Origin of the sequence: Loigolactobacillus zhaoyuanensis (genome assembly GCF_003946385.1) — a bacterium.
Taxonomy (GTDB): Bacteria; Bacillota; Bacilli; order Lactobacillales; family Lactobacillaceae; genus Loigolactobacillus; species Loigolactobacillus zhaoyuanensis.
This window is the reverse complement of the sequence record NZ_RHOE01000040.1, coordinates 1-22533: the sequence shown is the minus strand read 5'-3', so window position 1 is coordinate 22533 and position 22533 is coordinate 1. Positions and strand designations below refer to the sequence as shown.

Genomic DNA, 22533 nt, shown 5'->3' with positions numbered 1-22533 from the left:
TCTGAGCTAGTGCTGTGACAATTTCTTTGGTAAACTGATTCATGGGGAAGCCTCCTGTGATGTTTGTTTAGACGCTAACTATCATAAGGGAGAGGCTTCCCTTTTTCAATTCCCAATAATTCATTTACACATAATTATTTAAACACTCTTACGATACGCTAGCAGGGTAATGGCCGCAGCCAATGAGCGTTACTTTAATATGCTTTAACCACACACTATAATTTCGGTCCATAACTCAGAGGTGATTTTCATTAATTATAACTTATTCCCTTTCACCTAACGGAATTCGCTGCAAGTTAAGATTAATTACTCTTCCTCTTCTTAGTAACTCATTTATTTTTAATTTAATTCTAATATAGTCGCTGTTTTAATGTCTGTCAAGAGTAAAAAAGCAGTAATCGTAAATTTTACGGTTACTGCTTCAAATACGTTATTTAATTTCTTTTTCGTAAATATAATCGCGGGTCATCGGTAAGTATTTACCAGAAGCGCCTTTGGAGATCAAATATTGAATGACATCAATATTGCCGGATTCAAATGAAGCGGCCGCCGCTTGTAGGTAAACGTCCCACATTCGGATAAAACGTTCATCTTGTAATTTGCTAATTTCAGCTAAATGATCTTTGAAATTTTTATCCCAAATTTCCAAAGTATGTTGGTAGTGACGCCGTAATGGTTCCACGTCGTCAATTTGTAAACCAGCATCAATGATGTGTTGGGTATTTTCAACTAGACCAGGGACATAGCCGCCAGGGAAGATGTACTTGGTTAACCAAGCGTTAGTGGCGCCACCTTGTTGCCGGGTGATACCATGGATCAGAGCAACACCGTCGTCTTTGAGGTATTTGCCAACTGTTTTGAAGTAAAGTTCCAAATTTTCTTGGCCGACATGCTCAAACATACCAACTGAAGTCACATAATCAAATGGACCGTGCTTCAATTCACGATAATCAACTAGTTGTACGTCCGCAACAGCTTCTAGTCCGCGATCAGTAATTTGTTTTTGAACATAATTGTACTGTTCTTGGCTTAAAGTGATCCCAGTTACCTTAAGACCATATTCTTCAGCAGCTGTTAACATCAAGGTACCCCAGCCACAGCCAATATCTAGTAGCGTACGTCCTGCTTGAGGGTCTAACTTGTTAATAATATGGCGAACTTTGTTCATTTGGGCTTGCTCTAATGTGTCTTCAGGTGTTTGGAAATAAGCACAAGAGTAGGTCATGGTTGAATCTAACCACAATTGATAGAAGTCATTACCGACATCATAGTGGCTTTGCACGTCTTCTTTACTGTGCTTTTCGTTATGTGATTGTTTCGGTAAAAAACGAATGTACTTGGCATTGCGCATGAAACTATCAGCATTTTCGTACGCAGCTGTTAATAATTTCTGAATGCTGTAAGGGCCACCCGTTATTTCGATTTTACCATCCATATAACCTTCACCTAAAGCCAGTGAAGCGTTGTTCAAGATTTCTTTCATCGGGATCGCTTCTTTAAACGTGATCGTTACTTCTGGTTCACCATCACCATAAACCGCGCTTTTTCCATCCCAATAATTAACTTTAACTGGGATGTTGAATGAATGACCGAAAAGAGTCTTATAGAACGTTTTTTCAAGCATTGAAACTATCCTTCCTCTCGTAAAAAAAGGGAATGTGACAAAAGGCGCCTAACTTCTAGAATATCGTCTAGTTGGCAATATCGCTATGATTGATACTGGCGATCACTTTAGGTCACGACCCTGTAAATGACAGTATACGCTTATTTGTCAATGCTGATAAGTAAGTTGCAGAAATTATTGGCTGAAAATGTTATACTGCTTGCAGAATAGTGGTAAATTTTAATAGGTTATTGGTGGCGTGGAATAACCGCGTGAGCTTGGACGTAAAGTTACCAACTTAGATGCGCTAACTGAAAGAAGGTAAGTTAATTTGCAAGTGCTAGATTTAATTAATAAACGACGGCGTGGTGAAAAGCTGACCACCGCTGAAATTACTTTTATGACTAAAGCAATCGTTGCTAAAGAAATAACAGCTGCGCAAGTGGGGGCTTTTTTAGATACTTTTAGCTATCATGATATGACTACTACCGCTGAGCTAACCGATTTAACGATGGCATTGGCTTATTCTGGCGGTATTTATGACTTAAGCGATTTGCCAGGGATCAAAGTAGCACCACTGTCTACTGATGGATTAGGTGATAAAACTAGTTTGGTTTTACTGCCATTAGTGGCCAGTGTTGGTGTGCCGATTCTGCAAGTGGCAACGCCGTTAACACAAGAATTGACTAGCCCATTGACGCGCTTAGCCGCAATACCACAGTTGCGAACCGAGTTGGCCGCGGATGAGTTTGTCAAGATCCTACGCCAAGCTAATGCGGTGGTCGCCGCCCCAGTTGCTGAATTGGCACCGCTGCAACAAAAACTTGCGCAGCTAGAATCAGAAACAGATACTGCGCAAGTTCCTGCCCTAATGGCTAGCCGCCTACTGAGTTTAGCCATTGCTGCTGGTGCGGATGCCCTAGTGGTTGACATTAAGACTGGTAATAATTGTCTGACCCTAGTGCAAGCACAACAAGTTGCCAAATTAGTGGTTGCGGTTGGTACTGAAGTTGGTCGGCGGACACTGGCCGTTGTTTCTGATCTCAACCAACCAGTCGGCAATGCTGTCGGCGCCAGCTGGGAAATTCGTGAAGTTATTGCCACGTTAAAAGGTGGCGGTCCAGCTGACTTGCGTGAACTGGCATTATCACTAGGCGCACAATTGGCTGTGTTAGGTGGTTATTTAGGAACGGTTGCTGATGCTCGTGAGCAATTAAGTGCAAATTTAGAAAACGGGCAAGCTTTGGCTAAGTTTCGTGATTGGATTGCTGCTCAAGCTGGTAATGCTGATATTGTTGAGCAACCTGACTTACTGGCAACAGCGGAATTTACAGCCACAGCGCGTGCACCACGTTCAGGTTATGTGGCTGCTTGGGATATGGCACAATTAAAACAGTTACGCCAATTACTAGGTACCAACGCTGGCGTGGGCTTTGTTTTGCATAAGAAAATTGGCGACTCAGTTGAAGCCGGTGAAGCTTTGCTGACGATTTATAGTGGTCAAGCAGATATTCAGCCGGCCTTAAAACTAGGTCAACAAGCCGCAACAATTGCCGATACTGCTCCCGAACACCGGTTACTATATGATGTGATCGATAGCGCGATAGAGCAGGAAAATCAGAATAATTAAAAATCTGCCAAATCAATTTAAAGTCATTGTTCAAAGATCCGCAAAAACAGCTACTTTTGCGGATTTTTTATATTTAATATTAGATGATAATGATTATAATCTATGCTATAATAAGACTGATTAAAAGGGGGTGCAGGTGATGACATTATTAGAATTAAAAGATATTGGTTATCAAGTGGCCGACGTCACCGTATTGCAGCAAATCAATCTACAGGTTGCCGAGCAGGACTATATCACAATTACGGGGCCATCTGGTAGCGGGAAAAGTACGCTGCTACGAATCATTGCCGGTTTGCTGACTAGAACGAGTGGTCAATTATTATTAGCGGGTAAAGAGTGGGCTGACTATGATCCGATTTTATATCGTCGTCAAGTATCCTATGCGGTGCAACAACCACAGCTATTTGGTCAAACTGTAGCTGATAATTTACGCTTTCCATTTCAAATTCGCCAACAGAATTTTGATTCAAAGCAAGCGACTGCAGCCTTAGCTCGCGTTAATCTACCAGTCGCCTATTTAGATAAGCCGATCAATGATTTATCTGGTGGCGAACGGCAGCGGGTGGCTATTTTGCGTCATTTATTATTTCCGCCGCAGCTTTTATTGCTCGATGAGATCAGTACGGGACTAGATAATGAGAATAAACAAATCTTACATCAAGAAATTATGCGGATGAACCGGGAAAAGGGAGTCACTATTTTAGCAGTGACCCACGATAATGAAGAAATCAATGGGGCTAATCGCTTAGTTAAGATCGTGGCTGGACGAATGGAGGTGGGCCAATGAACCTAGCAGTGAGCAACACTACTTTGATTTTCGCTGTTTTATTGGTTTTTGTGGCGTTGGCTATTGGTTACCGTGAAAAACTAGGTATGAATAAGGATATTATTATTGGTGTGATTCGTGCCATTGTCCAATTAATTGTGGTTGGTTATTTGTTGAAATATGTTTTCCACGTCAATAATGTGTGGCTGACCTTAGTTTTAATGCTGATCATTATTTTTAATGCGGCCTACAACGCTAGTAAACGCGCAGCCGGCATTCGTCATGCTTTACCGATTTCGTTACTAGCGATTCTATCCAGCACAGGTTTAACCCTGGTGGTATTGGTTTTCTCTGGTTCAATTAAGTTTATTCCGGCGCAAATGATCCCAATTTCAGGGATGATCGCTAGTAATTCGATGGTGGCGATCGGGCTATGTTATCGTAATATGAATACCAGTTTCCGCGATCGGCGCCAGCAAGTATTGGAGCGTTTAGCTTTAGGTGCAGATTTACGACTAGCTTCCATCGATATCGTTCGCGAAAGTATTCGTACTGGCATGTCGCCAACCATTGATTCCGCCAAAACAGTTGGGATCGTTAGTTTACCAGGAATGATGTCCGGCTTAATTTTTGCGGGGGTTGATCCAGTCCATGCAATTAAATACCAAATTTTAGTGACTTTTATGTTATTATCAGCCACTAGTATTGGTTCAGTGATTGCCTGTTACTTAGCTTATCGCCAGTTTTTTAATGAACAAAAGCAATTATTATAACAAATTAGTTAGCGAGTCGAGCATATTTCTGCTATACTAAAAACATAGTAAATCACGCGTATAATGGTTCAGCGTCGAGTCTAATGGCTCCCGCTGGACCTTTTTTGCGCTCTAGGAGGAATTTTTTACATGGAATTTTATCAGAATTTACCACGGAACCGGAAAGAGTTTGCTTTGTTTATGGCGGTGATCTCATTGATCTCAGTCAATATTATTGCGCCGTTGATCACCAGTTTTGAAATTGGGTTTCACTGGCAAACTTGGGCCAACGTGTTGCCGATCATACCGTTTATTTGGTTGGCGGTCATTGTATTTGTCCTAGCAACTTATCAACCGGCAGCCTGGTTGACTAGCAAAATTGTTGCTGAAAAGGATAGTTTTAATGTTCATATTTTGACTAATATATTATGTACTGTCTTCATGATGTCGATTGGTCTAACGGTTGTTGGAACTTGGATCGGTCAACAACACATTAGCTGGGAACCGCTGCAACACTTCTTTTATCGCTGGCCACGTAATTTTGCTTTAGCTTTTGCGGTGGAATTACTGATTGCCCAGCCGATTGCTCGATGGGTGATGCGTCTGCTGCATCAACGGCAAGAACGGCAAAAAATTGCAGAATAAGTAGTTTTAAAGTTGACTAGTATTTTATGATGGTTCCGCCACTGCTTTTATGATTAAAGTAGGCGGAACTTTTTATTTTCGAGTTTGTAATTTAACAATATTAAAGTATCGGTTGTCGAATTGAAAAGTAATATTGTTGGTTTAGTTTTTTACAATGTGCCTAACCTAAACTAACACAAAGTATCAGACAAGCTTCCGGTAATTTTATTTGTTATAGTAAAAATAAAGTCACCGGAAGTGAGGACGTTAAATGAAAGCTTATCTGAAATTTTTGACCATGATCATTGTCTCCACCACGATCATGTACGGATTGATGTTCTTCAATATTTTTCAATTTAGTGATTATTTTTTTAGCCAAACAATGTTTTGGATGGCATTACTGATGGGCGCGACGATGGCAATCGTCATGCTGCTATTCATGTGGCCGATGTACAAGAATAAACGTGTTAATCAGCTAATTTTACTAGGCAGCGCATTAATTTTTGCTGGTTCTTTGTATTTAGTGCGTAGCCAAGCAACCGTTAACGATACGGCATGGCTACAGGGGATGATTCCCCACCATTCGATGGCTATTTTGACTAGTGAGCGGGCGCAACTAAGTGATCCAGAAGTTAAAGCATTAGCGGAACAGATTGCGAAAACACAACGGCAGGAGATTCAGCAAATGGAACAATTACTGAATAAAGTAGCGAAATAATATAATTTAAGATATTAGAAAATAAGTCTGACCAAGCTGCTAAATGGTTATCGGTCAGGTTTATTTGATTATAAATGCTTGACCTTAATTTATTGCCAGCCTATATTTTGTAGTAAGTACTGGCCACAAAAACAGATTTGGCTCGATGATACTTGGTGGCACAATTAATAATTGAAGGGGCTTTAAAAATGACAAAGATTGAAACAGTTGAAATTGGCCGAAATAAATTTGTTGTGGGACAAAAGGAAAGTGAAACCGCTCAGGGTCACGATTTATTAGTTGAAGTGTTGGCGGTCTCATTGAATCCAGTTGATTTAAAGCATGTTGAGTCCTATCAATCAGGAAATCAAAAAATTGTGGGTTACGATGGTGTTGGCACCGTGATCGGTATTGGTGAGCAAGTGACTAATTTTCAAGTGGGTGATCAAGTTTATTATGCTGGAACAACGACCCGCGCGGGCAGTTTTCAGGCTGAACAGTTAGTTGATGAACGACTAGTGGCGAAAAAACCAGCGCAGTTAGCTGCCGCTGAAGCAGCGGCTTTTCCCTTAGTTAGCTTGACGGCTTATGAATTGTTATTTGAAAAATTTAATTTCATCCCCCAAGCTGGGGCGAATAAAGGTCGCTCAGTGCTTTTGATCAATGGTGCTGGGGGCGTTGGTTCAGTTGCTAGTCAGTTGGCTAAATGGGCGGGCTTAACAGTATACGCCACAGCCAGTCCCAAAAATTTCACTTGGTTAACTCAGCACGGTGTTGATGTTCCAGTCGATTATCATGCTGGGCAACCGAATAGTCTACAACAGTTGGCTGACGATCAATTTGATGCCATTGCGGTGTTCTACAATATTGAAAGCTATTTGCCGCGGCTGGTGCAACTGGCTAAACCATTTGGGCACATCGGGACTATTGTCGGCACACAAAAGCCAGTCGATATTGCCCTGCTAAAAAATAAAGCCTTATCCTTCGATTGGGAATTTATGTTCACTAAAGCACGCGAACAATACCGTATGGCCAGCCAAGGGCAGATCCTCAGTCAAGTAGCTGAATTGATCAATAGTGGTGAACTCAAATCAATTAAAACGAAAACTTATTCGGGATTAAACGCTGCTAACTTGAATACCGCCAGTAAATTAATTGCTACTGGTCATACGGTTGGTAAAGTCACGCTAACCGTTTGAACAAAATATTAGCTAAGTTGCCATAAGTCAGGTGGGGTTGCATGCCGCAAATTTTAATCGGCGCATTTGAGATGCTATGATTGTGGTAACTAATTCATGTCACTTGTAGGGCTAACTGATGACCATTATGGAAGGGGTAGATCAAAATGACGTTTAACGTGATCAAACTACCAGAACAAATTATCGTCGGGCTGGAAACGGCGGTGCCGACGATTGATTTAGCCGGGATGAGCCAAGTTAAAGCTGAAGTTATTGCTAAATTAAAAGCAGAACAGGCGGCACTGACCTCTGCAGCGGTCGATGATGAATTCTATGGGATTAACTTCACCACTAACGAGCAGAATTATTTGGCTGGTGTGAAAGTGGCGGCGGCAACACCAACTGATGCCAGCTATACAGTAGCAGCCGGGCTGTATGCCCAATTTACGACCACGGTCATTGAGCGCTCGGCAATCGATCAATTTATTGCCGGTGCCTATGCTAGCTTAAATGAATCAGCTGAGTATCAGCTTGTTGGTGGTCACAATTTAGAAGTGATCACATCCTTAATTAATGGCCACGGTACTTTTCAACTTTATATCCCAGTTGTCGCTAAGTAAGTGACAGCAAAAAGCTGCTGACAATTTGTCGGCAGCTTTTATTTATCTCGGCAATTATTGGCAGCAATATCGGGACTTTTTTGGTTGAGCTAATGGTCGCGCGATATAATTTAAAATTAGGCTTGACCTTAACGTAACGTTAACCTGTAAACTCACTTATAAGCAGGTCGATGAGGGGAGAATTTTAAAATGTATACGATTCAGCAATTAGCTCGATTGGCTGGCGTCAGTACACGGACGCTGCGTTACTATGATCAAATTGGTTTGCTTAATTCACAGCGTGGGGAAAATGGTTATCGGCTATATGGCGAAGCCGAGGTGGACCTACTGCAGGAGATCCGCTTTCTGCGTTTATTTGATATGAAGTTAAGCCAAATTCAACAAATTATTCACCAACCACCAGCGGCCCGCGCTCGGGCTTTGCGGCACCAACGCATTAAGATTGTGCAAGAGCAGACGCGGTTGACTCATTTGCTACAAACCCTCGATCAGGTGCTTGACGAACAGAAAGGAGTGACAACAATGACAGATCAAGAGAAATTTGCTGCTTTTAAAGAAAAACAAGTCGCTGAAAATGACGCTCAATATGGTGAAGAGATCCGCGCTAAGTATGGTGAAGAAACCATCACGCAAAGTAATGAAAAGTATTTAAATTTAACGGCCACTGAAATGACGGCAATGGAACAAATTAATGCTGAGTTAATGCTAACTTTACAGCAAGTAACCATTGAGCAAGATATTACCAGTTCAACTGCTAAGCGAGTTTTCGCTCTACACAAAAAATGGTTAGGCTACTCTTGGGCTAATTATACCGCTGCTGCTCATCGTGGCCTCGGTGAAATGTACGTTAACGATCCGCGCTTTGCTAAATACTACAATAAGGGTGCCCATTCGCCAGCGGCGGCAGAATGGCTTAATCGAATCATTCAACAGTATGCGCGCGATTAATGATCATTGCACGGCTGCGCGGAGATAGTGTAAGAATTGATTGATAGCAGCATTTTGTGACTGAGCTGGTGAAATTAATTGTAATTCACTAAAAATTGGGATCGTTAATGGTCGTATTTTAAGTTTAGTTGTCATAAATGGGGCTGCTGAACGTTGAAACAGTAAGGTGACTTGTTGCGAATTCTCAACTACACTGAGAATAGTTTCAATGTGAGTACTTTCAAACCGAACATTTGGTGTAAAACCAGCACGTTCGCAGAGGGTGATCACGCGTTCATAGATGCCAGAGCCTGGTGGTAACAGAGTAAATTCGAAATCAGCGAGTTCAGTAATACTGATTTCTTTTTTTGCTGCCAGCGGATGCGCCGCGGGTAGAACTACCATTAATTGATCACGGTAAAGATTTTCGCTACGGTACGCTTTATTTAAATGATCAGTTTGTAGATCGCGTACAATTGCGATATCAAGGCTACTAGTCTGCAATTGTTCGATCAACTGATCACCTTTGAGTTCGCGTAAACGCAAATTAATTTGGGGATAATCGGCCATGAATTTAGTTAGGGCTTGCATTAAACCGTATTGAGCTAAAATCGGTACTGTGCCGATCAAAATACTGCCACGTTTCAGGGTTTGATATTCTTGTAATTCGGTTTGCATTAAATCATATTGGGTAGTGATCAATTTGGCGTAGCGATAAAACGACTCGCCGGCTTCGGTAATTTCTAGGCGGCGTCGATTTTGTGTACTCACTAAAGCGACACCAACAAGTCGTTGAATGGTCTGCAAGCGCTTTGACAATGCTGATTGAGTCATATTAAGCTGTTCGGCAGCCCGTGAAATGTTTTTTATTTGGTAGATCTGAATGAAGGCCTGTAAATCTTCTAGATTCATTAGGTGTTACCTCCTGATAGTCCATTTAGGAATAATGATAAGCCAAACGCGATTTGTTCGCAATTATTGGTGCTGGTAAACTGATTATAATAAACAGAAAACGGAGGCTTTAGCATGCGGCGAATTATTATTGGCGTGACCGGAGCATCAGGCACGATTTATGCGATCGACCTATTACAGAAGTTAGCACAGATTCCTGAGATAGAAACACATTTAGTTTTAAGTCAGTGGGCTAAACAAAATTTAGCGCTGGAAACTGATTTTACCTTAAGGCAAGTTCAGCAACTGGCGGATGTGACTTATAATATTAATGACCAAGCTGCAGCAATCGCCAGCGGCTCGTTTTTGAATGATGGCATGATCATTGTGCCGGCGAGCATGAAAACTGTTGCTGGGATAGCAACTGGATTTGGCGATAATTTAATTTCTCGAGCAGCGGATGTGGCTTTAAAAGAACAACGTAAATTAGTGATCGTACCACGAGAGACACCACTCAGTGTGATCCATTTGGAGAATTTAACTAAGTTAGCCCGCTTGGGGGTACAAATTATTCCACCGATGCCAGCTTTTTATGATCATCCACAGACGATTCAAGATATCGTAAATCACCAAACGATGAAATTATTAGATGCTTTGGCGATTCCTAATCAAGTAGCGCCACGGTGGCAAGGAGATGGCATAGCTAAATGAATCAAACAACATTCAGTGTCACTAAAGTTGGTTATACCATGACCGTAATAGTACAACAGATCGGCTCTGATCTGCTGTTAAATATTACTGGCGGTGATCATCCGCATATCGGTACGGTGACTACATTTGGTCGTCATACACCGCTGGCAACAGTCCGTTTCCCCAGCCACGATGGTCGTGTGCATAAAGACGACGTTTTAGCCGCAGTGATCGCTCAACAAATTAAGCAGCAAGTAACTGGCAGCTGCACGATCACCGCTGGCGTACACGTTGATCAAATTAGCCAGCAACAAATTAACGCAGCGGCAGGGATGGCGGAAGCTTTAGGCCAACAGATCAGCACATGGTTAGCTGTTCAGCCAGTGACTAGTGGCGCGCCGCAATATTATAAAGATACAGAACAACCAAGGTAGGTTTATCATTTACTAGTAATTGAAATTCAGCGGCAACTATTGACAGGGTCAACTTTCCGCTGTAGTCTAGTAATTAAATATTGATTAGAAAAAGATGAGTAAATTATGATACCGTTTAGCGAGCTTCTGGTTAGTGAAAAGAAGCCGGTTAATAATTGAAGATGGTCTTTGGTGAGAGCAGTGGTGAGCCTTAGGGGTAAACCGCTGACGGTTAGGCGTCCGTTATTGCGTTGGAGCTATTTAGCTCACTGAGGAAATATTTAATTATTTCGCAATTAAGGTGGTACCGCGATTTCATCGCCCTTGACGTTTAGTCAGGGGCTTTTTTTATTTAATTTTAGGGGGAATTTTTAATGACAGCACCTTATCGTTTTGACCAAGTAGGTAGTTTATTACGGACGACTGCGCTGAAGCAGGCCCATCAACAATTTACTGCTGGCGAAATAGATGCAGCAGCGCTACAAACGATTCAACAAGCCGCAATCAAGCCAATCGTTGAAAAACAGATTAAGTTGGGACTACATGCTGTGACTGATGGTGAATTTAGTCGCTCATGGTGGCATTTAGATTTCCTGTGGGGGTTAACCGGCGTCGATAAATATGATTATGAAAAGAGTTATAAATTTCATGGCAGTAAAACGCGCACTGATAATGTAACGTTGACTGGTAAAGTTGCTTATAATCCTGATCATCCGTTTTTTGCAGCATTCAGTTATTTGCAATCATTAGTCCCAGCTGGTGTGGTGGCTAAACAGACGATTCCTTCACCAAGTATGTTGTTCCGCGACAATCGTAGTGATAATGCGGCACAATTTTACGCTGATCATCAAGACTATTTGGATGACTTGGCTACCGCTTATCATGAAACGTTGCTGCGTTTTTATGCCTTAGGCTGTCGTTACATTCAATTGGACGACACGACTTGGGCCTATTTGATTGATCGGCTAAACGCTACTAAGGACGATCCAACGGCACAAAAGGGCTATCAGCAGATCGCTGAAGATACGGTTTATGTGATCAATAAATTACTGGCTGGTTTACCAGCTGACCTGACGGTAACGACACATATTTGCCGCGGTAACTTCCGCTCGACATTTTTATTTTCAGGTGGTTATGAAGTAGTAGCCGACTATTTAGGTCAGTTAAACTATAACGGATTGTTTCTTGAATACGACAATGATCGGGCTGGCGACTTTGCACCGTTAGCTAAAATCTGGCAAGGCGACACAAACAAACGAATCGTACTGGGGCTAGTGACCTCTAAATTTCCTGAATTAGAAGATCAAGCAACCCTGATCAAACGAATCAATGAAGCGGCAGCCTATGTGCCATTGGCTAACTTGGCGCTATCAACGCAATGTGGTTTTGCTTCAACTGAAGAAGGTAATCAGCTGACTGCTGATCAACAGTGGGCTAAATTGCAGTTAGTGATCGACACGGCGAAAAAAGTTTGGCCAGAAGCCAAATAGCGTAGTCTCAGCCTTAAAGTGAAATTGGATACTTAGTCGTAAAAACCAAGGTGAGATATAAGTTTACTGGTTCCTTCTGAACTTTGTCTACAAGCAGAGTAAGTTAACTTCCATTTCGGCGAGCAATGGTTGAACATTCAAACGTTGATTGTTTAAGTAGCAAAACTAGTGACAATCAGAACGAAAATGCCGGTAAAACAGTTGAAAGACTGTTTTACCGGCATTTTTATGCGCATATAACTTAACTTTAAAACTGCGAATCACTAATCATCACCGGTTAATCCTAATTGAACTAATTAAGCCGATTAACCTGATTCATAAGATAGTGTTCTAACGCTGCCAAGGTAAAATGGAGGCACTGGCGTATCACTGTCGCTCGTTCTTAATGACACTATTTACAAGTATCGTAATTAGTACTTATTTGCTAAACAGAGCTTGCTTCCCGTTGTCGATTGAACTAAGGCGGAAACCGCCAAGTTCAAGTCGCACGCGTTCCAAACGCCAGCGCCGGAATAGAACCGAACTAAATCTGCTCACGAGTTAGCATGACAGCCAAACTTTAGAAAGAATCAATTTACTTGTGTCACAGTCTTTTGTATATTTTTAGTAAATTTAGTGTCGGCGTAAGTTCTTTTTATTGCCTACCATGCGCTTAATTTTAGCGGCAGTAATTTGGCGACTATTCATTGTTGCATATTCGATTTCACGTGTTAGCCGGTGGTAGTCAGTTAATCGCTTCGGATTTAGGCTACCCGCAGTAATGGCAGCTTGAACCGCACAACCAGGTTCTGATCGATGCTGGCAATCGTTAAAGCGACATAGCCGAGCTAATTCAGTAATATCAGGAAAGTTTTGCGTTGCGGCGGTAGTGGTACTACTGGCCACACCAACGCCACGAAGACCTGGCGAATCGATCAATGCTGCGCCATTGGCCAGATAATATAAATGTCGTGCAGTGGTGGTATGGCGACCTTTTCCATCATTTGCACGACTAGCTTTGGTTGCCTGCAATTGTTGCATCGCTACGATATTAAGCAGTGTTGACTTACCGACTCCAGAGGAACCGACAAAAATAGCAGTAGTGGTAGGCGTTAAATAAGCCAGTAATTCAGCTTTTATCGCTGTTGGATCAGTGTTAGTTGTCGTGATGATCGGTACACCGAAGGCAATTTCGGCTAGTTCAAGTTGGCGAGCAGCCAATAAGTCTGGTTCCAGATCTGCTTTAGTTAGTACGATCACTGGGGAAGCACCACTGTCCCAAGCCAAAGTCAAATAACGTTCTACTCGACTTACGCTAAAGTCAGCGTTTAACGACATTGTGACAAAAACTGTTGTGATGTTGGCAGCGACGACTTGCTTTTGCTGGCCGCTGCTACGCGTTAATAAGGTTTGACGTGGTAATAGTGCGGTGATTAGAAACTTGTCTTGATCGTAGAGTTGACCACTGACAAAATCACCGATCACAGGTAAGTCATCGCCGATCTGCAGCCGTCCAGTTAAAGTTGCTTGGTGGACGCTGCGATCATTGAAAATCACTTGATAATGATCGTGACTTTGGAAAATAATTCGTGCGGTTGGTTGTTGCTCGGTTGGAAAATTAAGCATGTTTAGGCCTCCAATATTTTTTTGGGTTTATTGGAGGATTCACTGTGTCGGCACTATGCGCGGACAGTGTCCTCCCTAAACATAACTTCTTCTGGCTTTAACATAAGGCAATTGCTCACTTTCATTTTAGATTAGCATCAGTATAACAAAAAGTAGTGGAAAAACAACTAGCGTGGCACAGAACGCTCAGTAATCGACGAAAAAGGGTACCGCCACATCAAAAAACCTCGCCAAGTGTTCACCTGACGAGGTTTGTCGTACCTATGATTTGCCAACTTGTTGCCGTTCTAAAATATTACCACGCTTGGCATCGATTCGGAGCCGCACAGTGTGGTGCGCGCGACTTGTGATCAAGAGCTCGTAATAAGTAATACGATGTGCTTTAGCCAATGTATAGGCGATGATATGACCGTCATTGATCTCACTGATCGCCACTTGTTTGATCGCACTAAATGATTTTAGACCTGTTAAAACCAATGGCTCACGGGCTGCATTTGCCTTTGACAATTTGGTGTGCGATTGCTTGGTGATGATCGGTTGCATTGCGTTGATCGATAAACGATAATAGCGCTGCTTATTTCGTGCTTGGACATTGTATCGGTAAAAGCGACCTTGCTTGCTAAGGGTAATTTTTAAAATTTGTGCATGCGGTAATTGCTTCTGAACCAGCCTTGCCACTTGGTCAGTTGAAACTTTAGCGGTAAAGACGCCTTGACTAGGATCTTGACGGTACGGTGCCGCTGCTTTTTTCTCGGTGTTTGGTTGAACGATACCACAGCCACTTAACAATAGCAGCAGAAATAAAAGTGGCCATAAACGTTTAGCTTTCACGATACGTTCCTTTCTGAATTAAATCGTTTAATTACGGAGACTTAGCAGACGACGTATTTCTGGTACGGTGCCTTTATCGCTAGTGAAAATTAAATGATCATCTTGTTCAATAAAAGTGTCACCATGAGGCGCGATAAATTTACCATTACGATAGATGCGGCTGATCGTAATACTTTCAATAAAAGGTAGCGATTGTAGTTCGCGACCGGTAAAACGACGATTACGCACAGTAACTTCGTAGAGCCCAGCGTCATTATCGGTCAATAATTTAAGCGTCGATGGCGATTCGATCATTTCGCGTAACATACTAATGTTGATATCAAAACTATTGTAGATCTCAACACCTTGTTCAGCTAGAACATCATAACGGTCGTCAGTTACATCACGCGCCTCAAAACGGGCAATGATTCGGGGCACATGATGCTGAATAGCGGTTGTCGCTAGCTGGACGTTAACTTCATGTTCCAAATGACCTAGGACTAAGATATCCGTATCAAACGCCGCTGCAGTCAGTAGCGACTGCTCAGATAGATCAGGAAGTAATGTCACGTTACGGGCCTCACTATTATAGGTGCTGTAATTTTTAGGTTGGTCAGTCAACATTTGAATATCGTACCAACCTTTAGATAAGCGTTGCGCCACCGGAACCGTTAAAATATTAGTTCCAACAAAAGTGACGCGGGTTTTGACCAGATCTTCTTTTTCTGGTTGGTAAAGGCGATTAAAGATAATCGGGGAACAAATACAAGTTAAGACGGCGGCTAAGGTAAAGGCGCCAGATTGCTGGCTACTGATCACGTGGAGGTTTTGCGCCATTTGTAGTGTCGGCAAGACTAAAGTGATCGTAGTGGAAGCTAGGAAACTGCTGGCAACGGCATTTTTAAGCGTGAAGCGTTGCCGAAATATTAGGATCGGCACTGCTTTTGCCAATAAGAAACAGATGAAAAATACGGGAATTAAAATCAATGAATTGCGATCGGCTAGCAAGCTAGGCAGATTCAACTTAGCACCAGTGGTAATGAAGAAAATCGGAATAAAAAAGCCGTAACCAATTGAGGTCAATTTATCACGAGTGGCTTTGCTGGGTTGCAATAATTTCATGACAATGCCGGCGAGAAAAGCACCCAGAATATTCTCTGCACCAACTTGTTCAGCAATGGTCACTAAGGCGAAAATCAGAAAAAAGGCCAGACGGATATCCAATTGCGTCGTTGTTTTATCAATTTTAGCAAAAAAGCGATAAATACTGCGAAACCGCATTAACAAAACGATCGCCGCTAGAAAAATCAATAAAACTAACCACAAACGGCCAGAGTGACCGCCGTTAAGCGAGGCATAGGCGGTCAGGGCCAGTAACGGAATGATTTCACCTAAGGCAGCGGTTAATAAAATAGTCTGGCCTAACGTTTTACTGAGCAGCTCTTTTTCCGTTAGTGCCGCAATAACCACGCCGAGGGCGATCGTCGAAAATAAAATAGTCGCTAGCAGAATATCATTGAATAAGCCGGTGATCTGCAATAACCAGCCTAGCAAACCGGCACTGATCACGATACCGACATACGCACCAACGGCTAACTTCAACGGTGTCCATTTAACTGGTGCCGCACCGTTGATGCTTTTTTGTGGTTTAAATAAGTTGAAATCAATTTCCATCCCGGATAAAAAGATGAGAATGATCACGCCTAAAGTTGATAATTGGTTAAGACTGGAAGTTAGCGTGACCCAATGCAACAAGCTTTTGCCTAACACAATGCCCACAATAATTTCGGCTACTGCGGTTGGAATCACTGAGATGTTAAATCGCGCCATCACTAACGGCGTCATTAAAGCCGCTAGCAAAACAATTAATAAGGACAATTGAGCCATAAAAGAATCTCCTTTTTGGTAAAGATCACTGCTTTATTTTACGTTTGATGAAATTATATAGTCCAGCGCTAACACTTGGCAATAGCGCAATTACCACAATGCCTAGTAGAATAAGCGAAAAGTGTTGTTGGACAAATGGTAGTGCACCTAAATAATAACCTAAAAGGCTACCAGTGCCCACCCATAATAAAACGCCGATAAAATTATAAACGGCAAAGCGGCGATGGCTCATTTTAAACATCCCAGCGATCAGCGGAACAAAGGTACGGATCATTGGGATGAAACGGCCAAATATGACTGTTTTACCGCCGTGACGGATGAAAAATTCAGTCGCATTTTGTAGACGATCAGCCCGAATATGCCGTTTAAAAAAGCGCCAACGGCCTAGATGACGACCAATTTCAAAATTAACTGTATCACCGATCAGGGCGGCAAAGAAAAAAGTTATGCCCAATAGCCAAATATCAAGAAAAAATCCGTTGCGTGCTGCTAAAGTGCTACTGATAAAGATAATTGATTCGCCAGGTAAAAACGGAAAAATCACTAAGCCAGTTTCAATGAAGATAATTAGAAATAAAATGGCGTAACTCCAGGAACCAAAATATTGAAAAATTGGTAATAGTAATGTTTCTAAATGGGTCAAGCCGTAAAAAATGGTATGTAACATGCAGGATCCCTCACTTGTTGATTACTAATGGTACTTTCAGTTTACGCTTTGACTGACGATCCTGCTAGCTTTGCCGGCGGGGTTTTACATGAATTTAATTTTTGCGCCGGCCCTGTTAGTTGTAACGCTATCGTCGTAGTGATAAAATGGTTTATCCGAAATTATTTAAATTAGTTAGAAACGACTGAATAAATAATTTTGAAATACGGCCTGATAATAAGGTGTTACTGCGATTGTGGGAGTAGTAGGAGGTTAGCAATTATGGCTGATGTGGAAAAGCAACAAGAACAAGCACGTGTTGATGACGTGATCACAAAAATTAAAAGCACTGAAACTAGCTTAGAGGCGAAAATTGCTGAAGCTAAAACCGACGAGAAGCGCATCAATGATAATTTTTATAATGATGTGCGACTTAATGTCGGTTCGTATGAATCAATGATGGACACGGCATTATCGATTCGGCAGCAGCAACAAATGCTGAACGAGCGTAATAATAGCTGGCGGCATTCGGCACAGCAATTAGATGTTTTACAACGTCTAGAAAAAACGCCTTATTTTGCGCGGATCGATTTTAAAGAAGATAAGGCAAAAGCCGCAGAAACCATCTATATTGGGCTAAGCTCTTTTACTGATGGCAATGATCATTTCTTGATCTATGATTGGCGCGCACCGATCTCATCAATTTATTATGACGGTAATCTTGGCCGAGTGACGTATCAAACGCCTGATGGTGAGCAAGCAGTGGATATTGAACTGAAGCGGCAGTTCTTGATTGCTGATGGCAAAATCGAAACCATGTTTGATACCCAAGAAACGATCGGCGATCAAATGCTGATGGAAGTCTTAGGTGAGCGTGCCGATACGAAGATGAAGAGTATTGTCACCACGATCCAGCGCGAGCAGAACAAAATTATTCGTGATACCACTGCGCGACTATTGTTTGTACAAGGTGCTGCTGGCTCAGGTAAAACGTCAGCAATTATGCAACGAGTGGCGTACTTACTTTATCGCTATCGTGGCAATCTAAGCTCTAGCCAAGTGATCATGTTTTCGCCTAATCAACTGTTCAACGACTATGTGTCTAACGTGTTACCAGAATTAGGTGAACAAAACATGGTCCAGCTAACGTATTATCAATATGCAGCGCGGCGAATTCCTAGTTTAAAAGTTGAAGATCTATTTACCCAGTTTGAAAAAAATGAAACGGCTATAGATAAGCGTATCAATCAACTGAAAGGTAGCTTAGCTTTCTTTAAGGCTACGCAAGCGTACGCTAAGGGGCTTGGTAAAACGGGTATGCGTTTTCGCGACATCAAATTGCGTAATGAAGTTTTCATTGACCATGAACGTATTGCTAAAACGTACTATAAATATAACGCTAATTATCGACTTGGTAATCGACTGAACGCAACTAAGGAAGAATTACTGAAGTATTTTGGTCATCGGGTCGATTCAGAAATGAAGGCCAAATGGGTCAGTGAGTTTATTCAAAATTTGGATGATGAAGGGATGCGTAAGTGGTACGGTAACCATCCACGTAATTTTGAAAATGGCGATAAGGAATTTCGTTTCTTAGCGCGGCGGGTCGTAACGTCTGCCTTTGATAGTGTTCGGCGTGGCGTTGTGCGCAATCATTTCTTAAACATTAAAGCGCAGTACATTGATTTTTTGCGGCAGGTGCCACAATATATCAATTTACAGCAGTTTAATTTAACTGAAGAAGATTGGCAATTAAGTGTTAATCAAGTTTTGGCACAATTGCGCCAGAAACAAATCACCAGTGCAGATGTGACACCGTACCTTTACCTGTACGATTTAATGACTGGCAAACACGGTGATCGTGATATTCGTTATATGTTTATTGATGAAATTCAGGACTATACACCGTACCAATTAAGCTTCTTAAAATTCAGTTTTCCCAATGCTCGATTTACATTGTTAGGTGATTTGAACCAAGCTATTTTTACCCAAGAAAGTAGCCACAGTTTACTCAAAGAATTAGCGACCATGTTCACACCTGAGGAGACGCACGTTGTGCAATTAACACAATCTTATCGGTCGACGCAACAGATCACTGATTTTACCAAAGCTATTTTGCATAATGGTGAAGCGGTGAATGCCTTTGACCGGCAAGGTGAGTTACCTAACGTTGTACTTGCCCAGAGTGAGGCTAAATTATTGTCCGTGGTGCAACAGCAATTAGCGTTAAATACGCAGGCTAAGCGCGTAACGGCGATCATTACTAAAACACTGCCGGAAAGCCAAGCCTTGTATGAACAGTTACATGCGCAAGGTGAAAAGGTTACACTAATTCGTTCAGAAAATCAGCGTTTAGCGGCAGGGACGATCATTGTGCCTTCTTATTTAGCTAAGGGGTTGGAATTTGATGCGATCATTGCTTGGCAAGTAACCGCCGCTAATTATGGTGCCGACGATGAGCGTCAATTGTTATACACGATTGCTTCACGCGCGATGCATCGGTTAACGATTTTAGCACAAGGCGAATTGTCACCTTTATTAGCTGACGTCCCAACTACGGCCTATGCTCTGAAGCAACTGGATTAAGTTAGCAGTAACTGCTCGATCGACGCCAGTTTGCTTTTTAGATGAAAACGGTTATACTTTAAATTAATTGAAAGCAGGGGAGCTGTTGTGAACAGCTGAGAGGAAAATAAATTTTCGACCCTTTAAACCTGATTGGTTAAGACCAGCGGAGGGAGCTATTTTTATCGGTAGAGCACATCCTGCAATGGGGATGTGCTCTTTTTGTTTGGCGTGTTGCTTTCAAAAAAACAAGGAGGATTTATAATGCAACTTTCATTACTGAACCAGTTACGCGACCAGAACCCAGTTATTTTAAACATCTCAAACTTTGTGACTGTGCAGGATGTCGCCAATGGGCTTAATTCACTTGGCGCTTCACCGATCATGTCGGAGGAAATCGCTGAAGCAGATGCGCTAGTGCAAATGAGTGGGGCAGTAGCCCTGAATTTAGGCGCTTTTACTAAGCAACAATTAGCACATATTCAAAAAACTGGTGAGCTAGCAAATAAATATCATAAACCATTGATCGTTGACCCAGTAGCCATTGGTGCGGTTGCTTACCGGCGTGAAGTTGCTGAACAACTATTTCAGCAGTTTCAAGTCGATATTATTCGGGGCAATGCTGGGGAGATCGCCGCTTTAGCGGGGATGGACTGGCAAGCCAAGGGCATTGACGCTGGCGAAGGTGACGGTGATAAAGTGACGATCGCGCAAGCAGCAGCAAACCAGCATCATTGCGTGGTGATCTTAAGCGGGCCAACAGATATTATTACGGACGGCACGCGGGTGGTACAAGTCAAAAATGGCACACCACTTTTTCAATTACACGTTGGCTCCGGCGATATGTTATCTAGCATTGTTGCTGCTTTTGCAGCGGTCAGTGGTGGCGATTATTTTGCCGCTGCGCAAACAGCTTGTTTGGTATTTGCGAGTGCTGGTGAATTGGTGGCAAGTGAGCTGCCGGCCGAATTGCCAGGCACTTTTGCAATGAAATTAATCGATGAGTTACATTTGGTCACGGTAGCAGAGGTTGAACGTGTGGCCCGCTTTGCCTAACATTAATAAATGTGCTTAAACAGAAAGGATCAATATTGTATGACTGAAATAAATGAGTTTCCCCAGACCTTGACCATTGCCGGTACTGATTCTGGCGGTGGTGCTGGAATCATGGCCGATATCAAAACAATGCAAGAGCGACACACGTTTGCGGCGGCCGTTGTCGTTGCTGTTACCGCCCAGAATACACTTGGGGTGCAAGATTTTACTGCGCTACCCGCACAACTGATCAATGAACAATTTGCGTCAATTGCTGCTGATCTAAAGATTCGCGCCTGTAAAACAGGAATGTTGGCCGACGCAAAACACGTTAAGTTGGTTGCGGCTAACTTGAAAAAATATGATTTTGGCCCGCTGACAGTAGATCCAGTTATGATTGCTAAAGGTGGTGCGCCACTTTTAGCGGCTGATGCTATCGAAAGCGTTAAGACTAAATTATTGCCTTTAGCAACACTAGTAACGCCTAATTTACCTGAAGCGCAGCGCCTGACTGGTCTAACGATCACCACTGCAGCTGATATGGAAAAGGCGGCCCGAGAACTACAAAAATTAGGGGCAAAAAATGTTTTGATCAAAGGTGGTCACGCTGAACAGAACGAAGTACGTGATTATACGTTACTTGAGTCCGGCGAATCATTTTGGGTCAGTGCGCCGCGTGTGGCGACGAAACGGACGCATGGCACTGGTGACACCTTATCTTCTTGTATCACTGCGGAATTAGCTAAAGGTCAATCGATGACTGCAGCAATCCGGCTGGCTAAAAAATTTGTTGCTGCTGCAATTACCGACGGCATTCAGGTCGGTCACGGTCATGGCCCGCTGAATCATTGGGCTTACCGCAAGGAGGAAAATTGATGGAAATTGCATTTACGCCAGATCAATTGCGTGCTTACTTTGTTTGTGGAAGCCAAGATGTACCAGGCAAAGATTTAATAGCTGTGGTTAAAGCCGCTATTGCTGCCGGCATCACTGCTTTTCAATTTCGTGATAAAGGAATGAAGTCCAATCTAACTGTTGAACAGCGGTTAGATGCCGCGCAACAAATTCGTGAGCTTTGTCGGCGAGCAATGATTCCGTTCATTGTGGATGATGATGTTGATTTAGCTTTAGCGACGGCTGCTGACGGCATCCATGTTGGTCAATCTGATGAGAAAATCCAACAGGTGATCCAACAAGTGCGTGGTCAATTATTCGTTGGTTATTCCTGCTCTAATTTAGCGGAAATCACCGCGGCTGATCAGGTTGCTGGGATCGATTATTACGGTAGCGGGCCTGTCTTTGCCACCAATTCAAAAGCTGATGCGAGCCCGGTTATTGGCTTAGCTGGACTTAAGCAATTGGTAACAGTAGCGACTCGCCCGGTAGTTGCGATTGGGGGCATCACGGAAGCACAGTTAACTGCAATTCGCCAGACTGGTGCTGCTGGGTCGGCTGTGATCTCAATGATCGCACAAAGTGATGATCTTCAGCGGACAGTAACCGCAATGCGCCAAGTCTGAATGGAGGAAATAATGGAAAATAAAAAAGTGATGCGCTGAAGTGAACCCCCGGTATTGGACCAGAATCCAATACCGGGGGTTTTACTATGACTAAATATACTAAGCAGTTTAAACTGCAGGTGGTTCAAGACTATCTCACTTCTTCGTTAGGGATTGTATTGATTGCTAGAAAGTACCAGATCAA

21 protein-coding genes, 1 riboswitch and 1 other annotated feature are annotated in these 22533 nt (G+C 42.6%); of the genes, 15 read left to right on the top strand and 6 right to left on the bottom strand.

The window, feature by feature from the left end; genetic code table 11:
* Positions 1 to 430: 430 nt before the first annotated feature.
* Positions 431 to 1624 (bottom strand): SAM-dependent methyltransferase, encoded by a 1194-nt coding sequence (locus EKM76_RS08805; RefSeq protein WP_125550306.1) that lies wholly within the window; start codon positions 1622 to 1624, stop codon positions 431 to 433.
* Positions 1625 to 1940: 316 nt separating this feature from the next.
* Between EKM76_RS08805 and EKM76_RS08800 the strand changes: the two genes are divergently transcribed.
* From EKM76_RS08800 to EKM76_RS08765, 8 genes are all read left to right on the top strand, one after another.
* Positions 1941 to 3233: a pyrimidine-nucleoside phosphorylase gene (locus EKM76_RS08800; RefSeq protein ID WP_225417907.1), complete on the top strand. Its 1293-nt coding sequence runs from the start codon at positions 1941 to 1943 to the stop codon at positions 3231 to 3233.
* Positions 3234 to 3372: 139 nt separating this feature from the next.
* Positions 3373 to 4020, top strand: a complete 648-nt coding sequence (locus EKM76_RS08795; protein ID WP_125550304.1) for an ABC transporter ATP-binding protein — start codon at positions 3373 to 3375, stop codon at positions 4018 to 4020.
* Complete coding sequence (locus EKM76_RS08790) at positions 4017 to 4772, top strand: ABC transporter permease (RefSeq protein WP_125550303.1); 756 nt, start codon at positions 4017 to 4019, stop codon at positions 4770 to 4772. Before EKM76_RS08795 ends, EKM76_RS08790 begins: the two co-directional genes overlap by 4 nt.
* A gap of 129 nt (positions 4773 to 4901) precedes the next feature.
* Positions 4902 to 5396 (top strand): hypothetical protein, encoded by a 495-nt coding sequence (locus tag EKM76_RS08785; RefSeq protein WP_125550302.1) that lies wholly within the window; start codon positions 4902 to 4904, stop codon positions 5394 to 5396.
* A 250-nt stretch (positions 5397 to 5646) separates the two neighbouring features.
* Positions 5647 to 6093, top strand: coding sequence for a DUF305 domain-containing protein (locus EKM76_RS08780; protein WP_125550301.1), 447 nt, complete (start codon positions 5647 to 5649; stop codon positions 6091 to 6093).
* Between the two features lie 188 nt (positions 6094 to 6281).
* A complete protein-coding gene (locus tag EKM76_RS08775; RefSeq protein WP_125550300.1) occupies positions 6282 to 7271 on the top strand; it encodes a zinc-binding alcohol dehydrogenase family protein in 990 nt (329 codons plus the stop codon).
* Positions 7272 to 7417: 146 nt separating this feature from the next.
* Positions 7418 to 7870 (top strand): GyrI-like domain-containing protein, encoded by a 453-nt coding sequence (locus tag EKM76_RS08770; protein WP_125550299.1) that lies wholly within the window; start codon positions 7418 to 7420, stop codon positions 7868 to 7870.
* Positions 7871 to 8059: 189 nt separating this feature from the next.
* Positions 8060 to 8818: a MerR family transcriptional regulator gene (locus EKM76_RS08765; protein WP_125550298.1), complete on the top strand. Its 759-nt coding sequence runs from the start codon at positions 8060 to 8062 to the stop codon at positions 8816 to 8818.
* Between the two features lie 3 nt (positions 8819 to 8821).
* Here the strand turns inward: EKM76_RS08765 and EKM76_RS08760 are convergent, their stop codons facing one another.
* Positions 8822 to 9709 (bottom strand): LysR family transcriptional regulator, encoded by an 888-nt coding sequence (locus EKM76_RS08760; protein WP_125550297.1) that lies wholly within the window; start codon positions 9707 to 9709, stop codon positions 8822 to 8824.
* 114 nt (positions 9710 to 9823) lie between these two features.
* On the opposite strand from EKM76_RS08760, the gene EKM76_RS08755 reads away from it, so the two are divergent.
* The 3 genes from EKM76_RS08755 (at position 9824) to EKM76_RS08745 (ending at position 12281) form a co-directional block, all read left to right on the top strand.
* Entirely contained in the window at positions 9824 to 10399 is a 576-nt protein-coding gene (locus tag EKM76_RS08755) for a UbiX family flavin prenyltransferase (protein WP_125550296.1), read from the top strand.
* Positions 10396 to 10812: a prenylated flavin chaperone LpdD gene (lpdD, locus tag EKM76_RS08750; RefSeq protein ID WP_125550295.1), complete on the top strand. Its 417-nt coding sequence runs from the start codon at positions 10396 to 10398 to the stop codon at positions 10810 to 10812. The genes EKM76_RS08755 and lpdD overlap by 4 nt, the downstream gene beginning before the upstream one ends.
* Positions 10813 to 10886: 74 nt before the next feature.
* Positions 10887 to 11120: a binding site (T-box leader), on the top strand.
* Positions 11121 to 11165: 45 nt separating this feature from the next.
* Positions 11166 to 12281 (top strand): vitamin B12 independent methionine synthase, encoded by a 1116-nt coding sequence (locus EKM76_RS08745; RefSeq protein ID WP_125550294.1) that lies wholly within the window; start codon positions 11166 to 11168, stop codon positions 12279 to 12281.
* Between the two features lie 612 nt (positions 12282 to 12893).
* Here the strand turns inward: EKM76_RS08745 and rsgA are convergent.
* From rsgA to EKM76_RS08725, 4 genes are all read right to left on the bottom strand, one after another.
* The gene (gene rsgA, locus EKM76_RS08740) at positions 12894 to 13886 is read right to left on the bottom strand and encodes a ribosome small subunit-dependent GTPase A (protein ID WP_125550293.1); all 993 of its coding nucleotides are present in this window, start codon (positions 13884 to 13886) and stop codon (positions 12894 to 12896) included.
* Between the two features lie 261 nt (positions 13887 to 14147).
* Positions 14148 to 14717, bottom strand: a complete 570-nt coding sequence (locus tag EKM76_RS08735) for a hypothetical protein (protein ID WP_125550292.1) — start codon at positions 14715 to 14717, stop codon at positions 14148 to 14150.
* Between the two features lie 27 nt (positions 14718 to 14744).
* Positions 14745 to 16583 (bottom strand): cation:proton antiporter family protein, encoded by a 1839-nt coding sequence (locus EKM76_RS08730; RefSeq protein ID WP_125550291.1) that lies wholly within the window; start codon positions 16581 to 16583, stop codon positions 14745 to 14747.
* A gap of 25 nt (positions 16584 to 16608) precedes the next feature.
* Positions 16609 to 17250: a VTT domain-containing protein gene (locus EKM76_RS08725; protein WP_125550290.1), complete on the bottom strand. Its 642-nt coding sequence runs from the start codon at positions 17248 to 17250 to the stop codon at positions 16609 to 16611.
* Between the two features lie 261 nt (positions 17251 to 17511).
* Here EKM76_RS08725 and helD point away from each other — a divergent pair, with 261 nt between their 5' ends.
* From helD to thiE, 4 genes are all read left to right on the top strand, one after another.
* The gene (gene helD / locus EKM76_RS08720) at positions 17512 to 19815 is read left to right on the top strand and encodes an RNA polymerase recycling motor HelD (RefSeq protein ID WP_125550289.1); all 2304 of its coding nucleotides are present in this window, start codon (positions 17512 to 17514) and stop codon (positions 19813 to 19815) included.
* A gap of 65 nt (positions 19816 to 19880) precedes the next feature.
* Positions 19881 to 19986: riboswitch (TPP riboswitch) on the top strand.
* Positions 19987 to 20058: 72 nt separating this feature from the next.
* Complete coding sequence (thiM, locus tag EKM76_RS08715; RefSeq protein WP_125550288.1) at positions 20059 to 20850, top strand: hydroxyethylthiazole kinase; 792 nt, start codon at positions 20059 to 20061, stop codon at positions 20848 to 20850.
* 39 nt (positions 20851 to 20889) lie between these two features.
* A complete protein-coding gene (gene thiD, locus EKM76_RS08710; protein WP_125550287.1) occupies positions 20890 to 21705 on the top strand; it encodes a bifunctional hydroxymethylpyrimidine kinase/phosphomethylpyrimidine kinase in 816 nt (271 codons plus the stop codon).
* Positions 21705 to 22349, top strand: coding sequence for a thiamine phosphate synthase (thiE, locus tag EKM76_RS08705; RefSeq protein ID WP_125550286.1), 645 nt, complete (start codon positions 21705 to 21707; stop codon positions 22347 to 22349). Before thiD ends, thiE begins: the two co-directional genes overlap by 1 nt.
* Positions 22350 to 22533 lie beyond the last annotated feature (184 nt).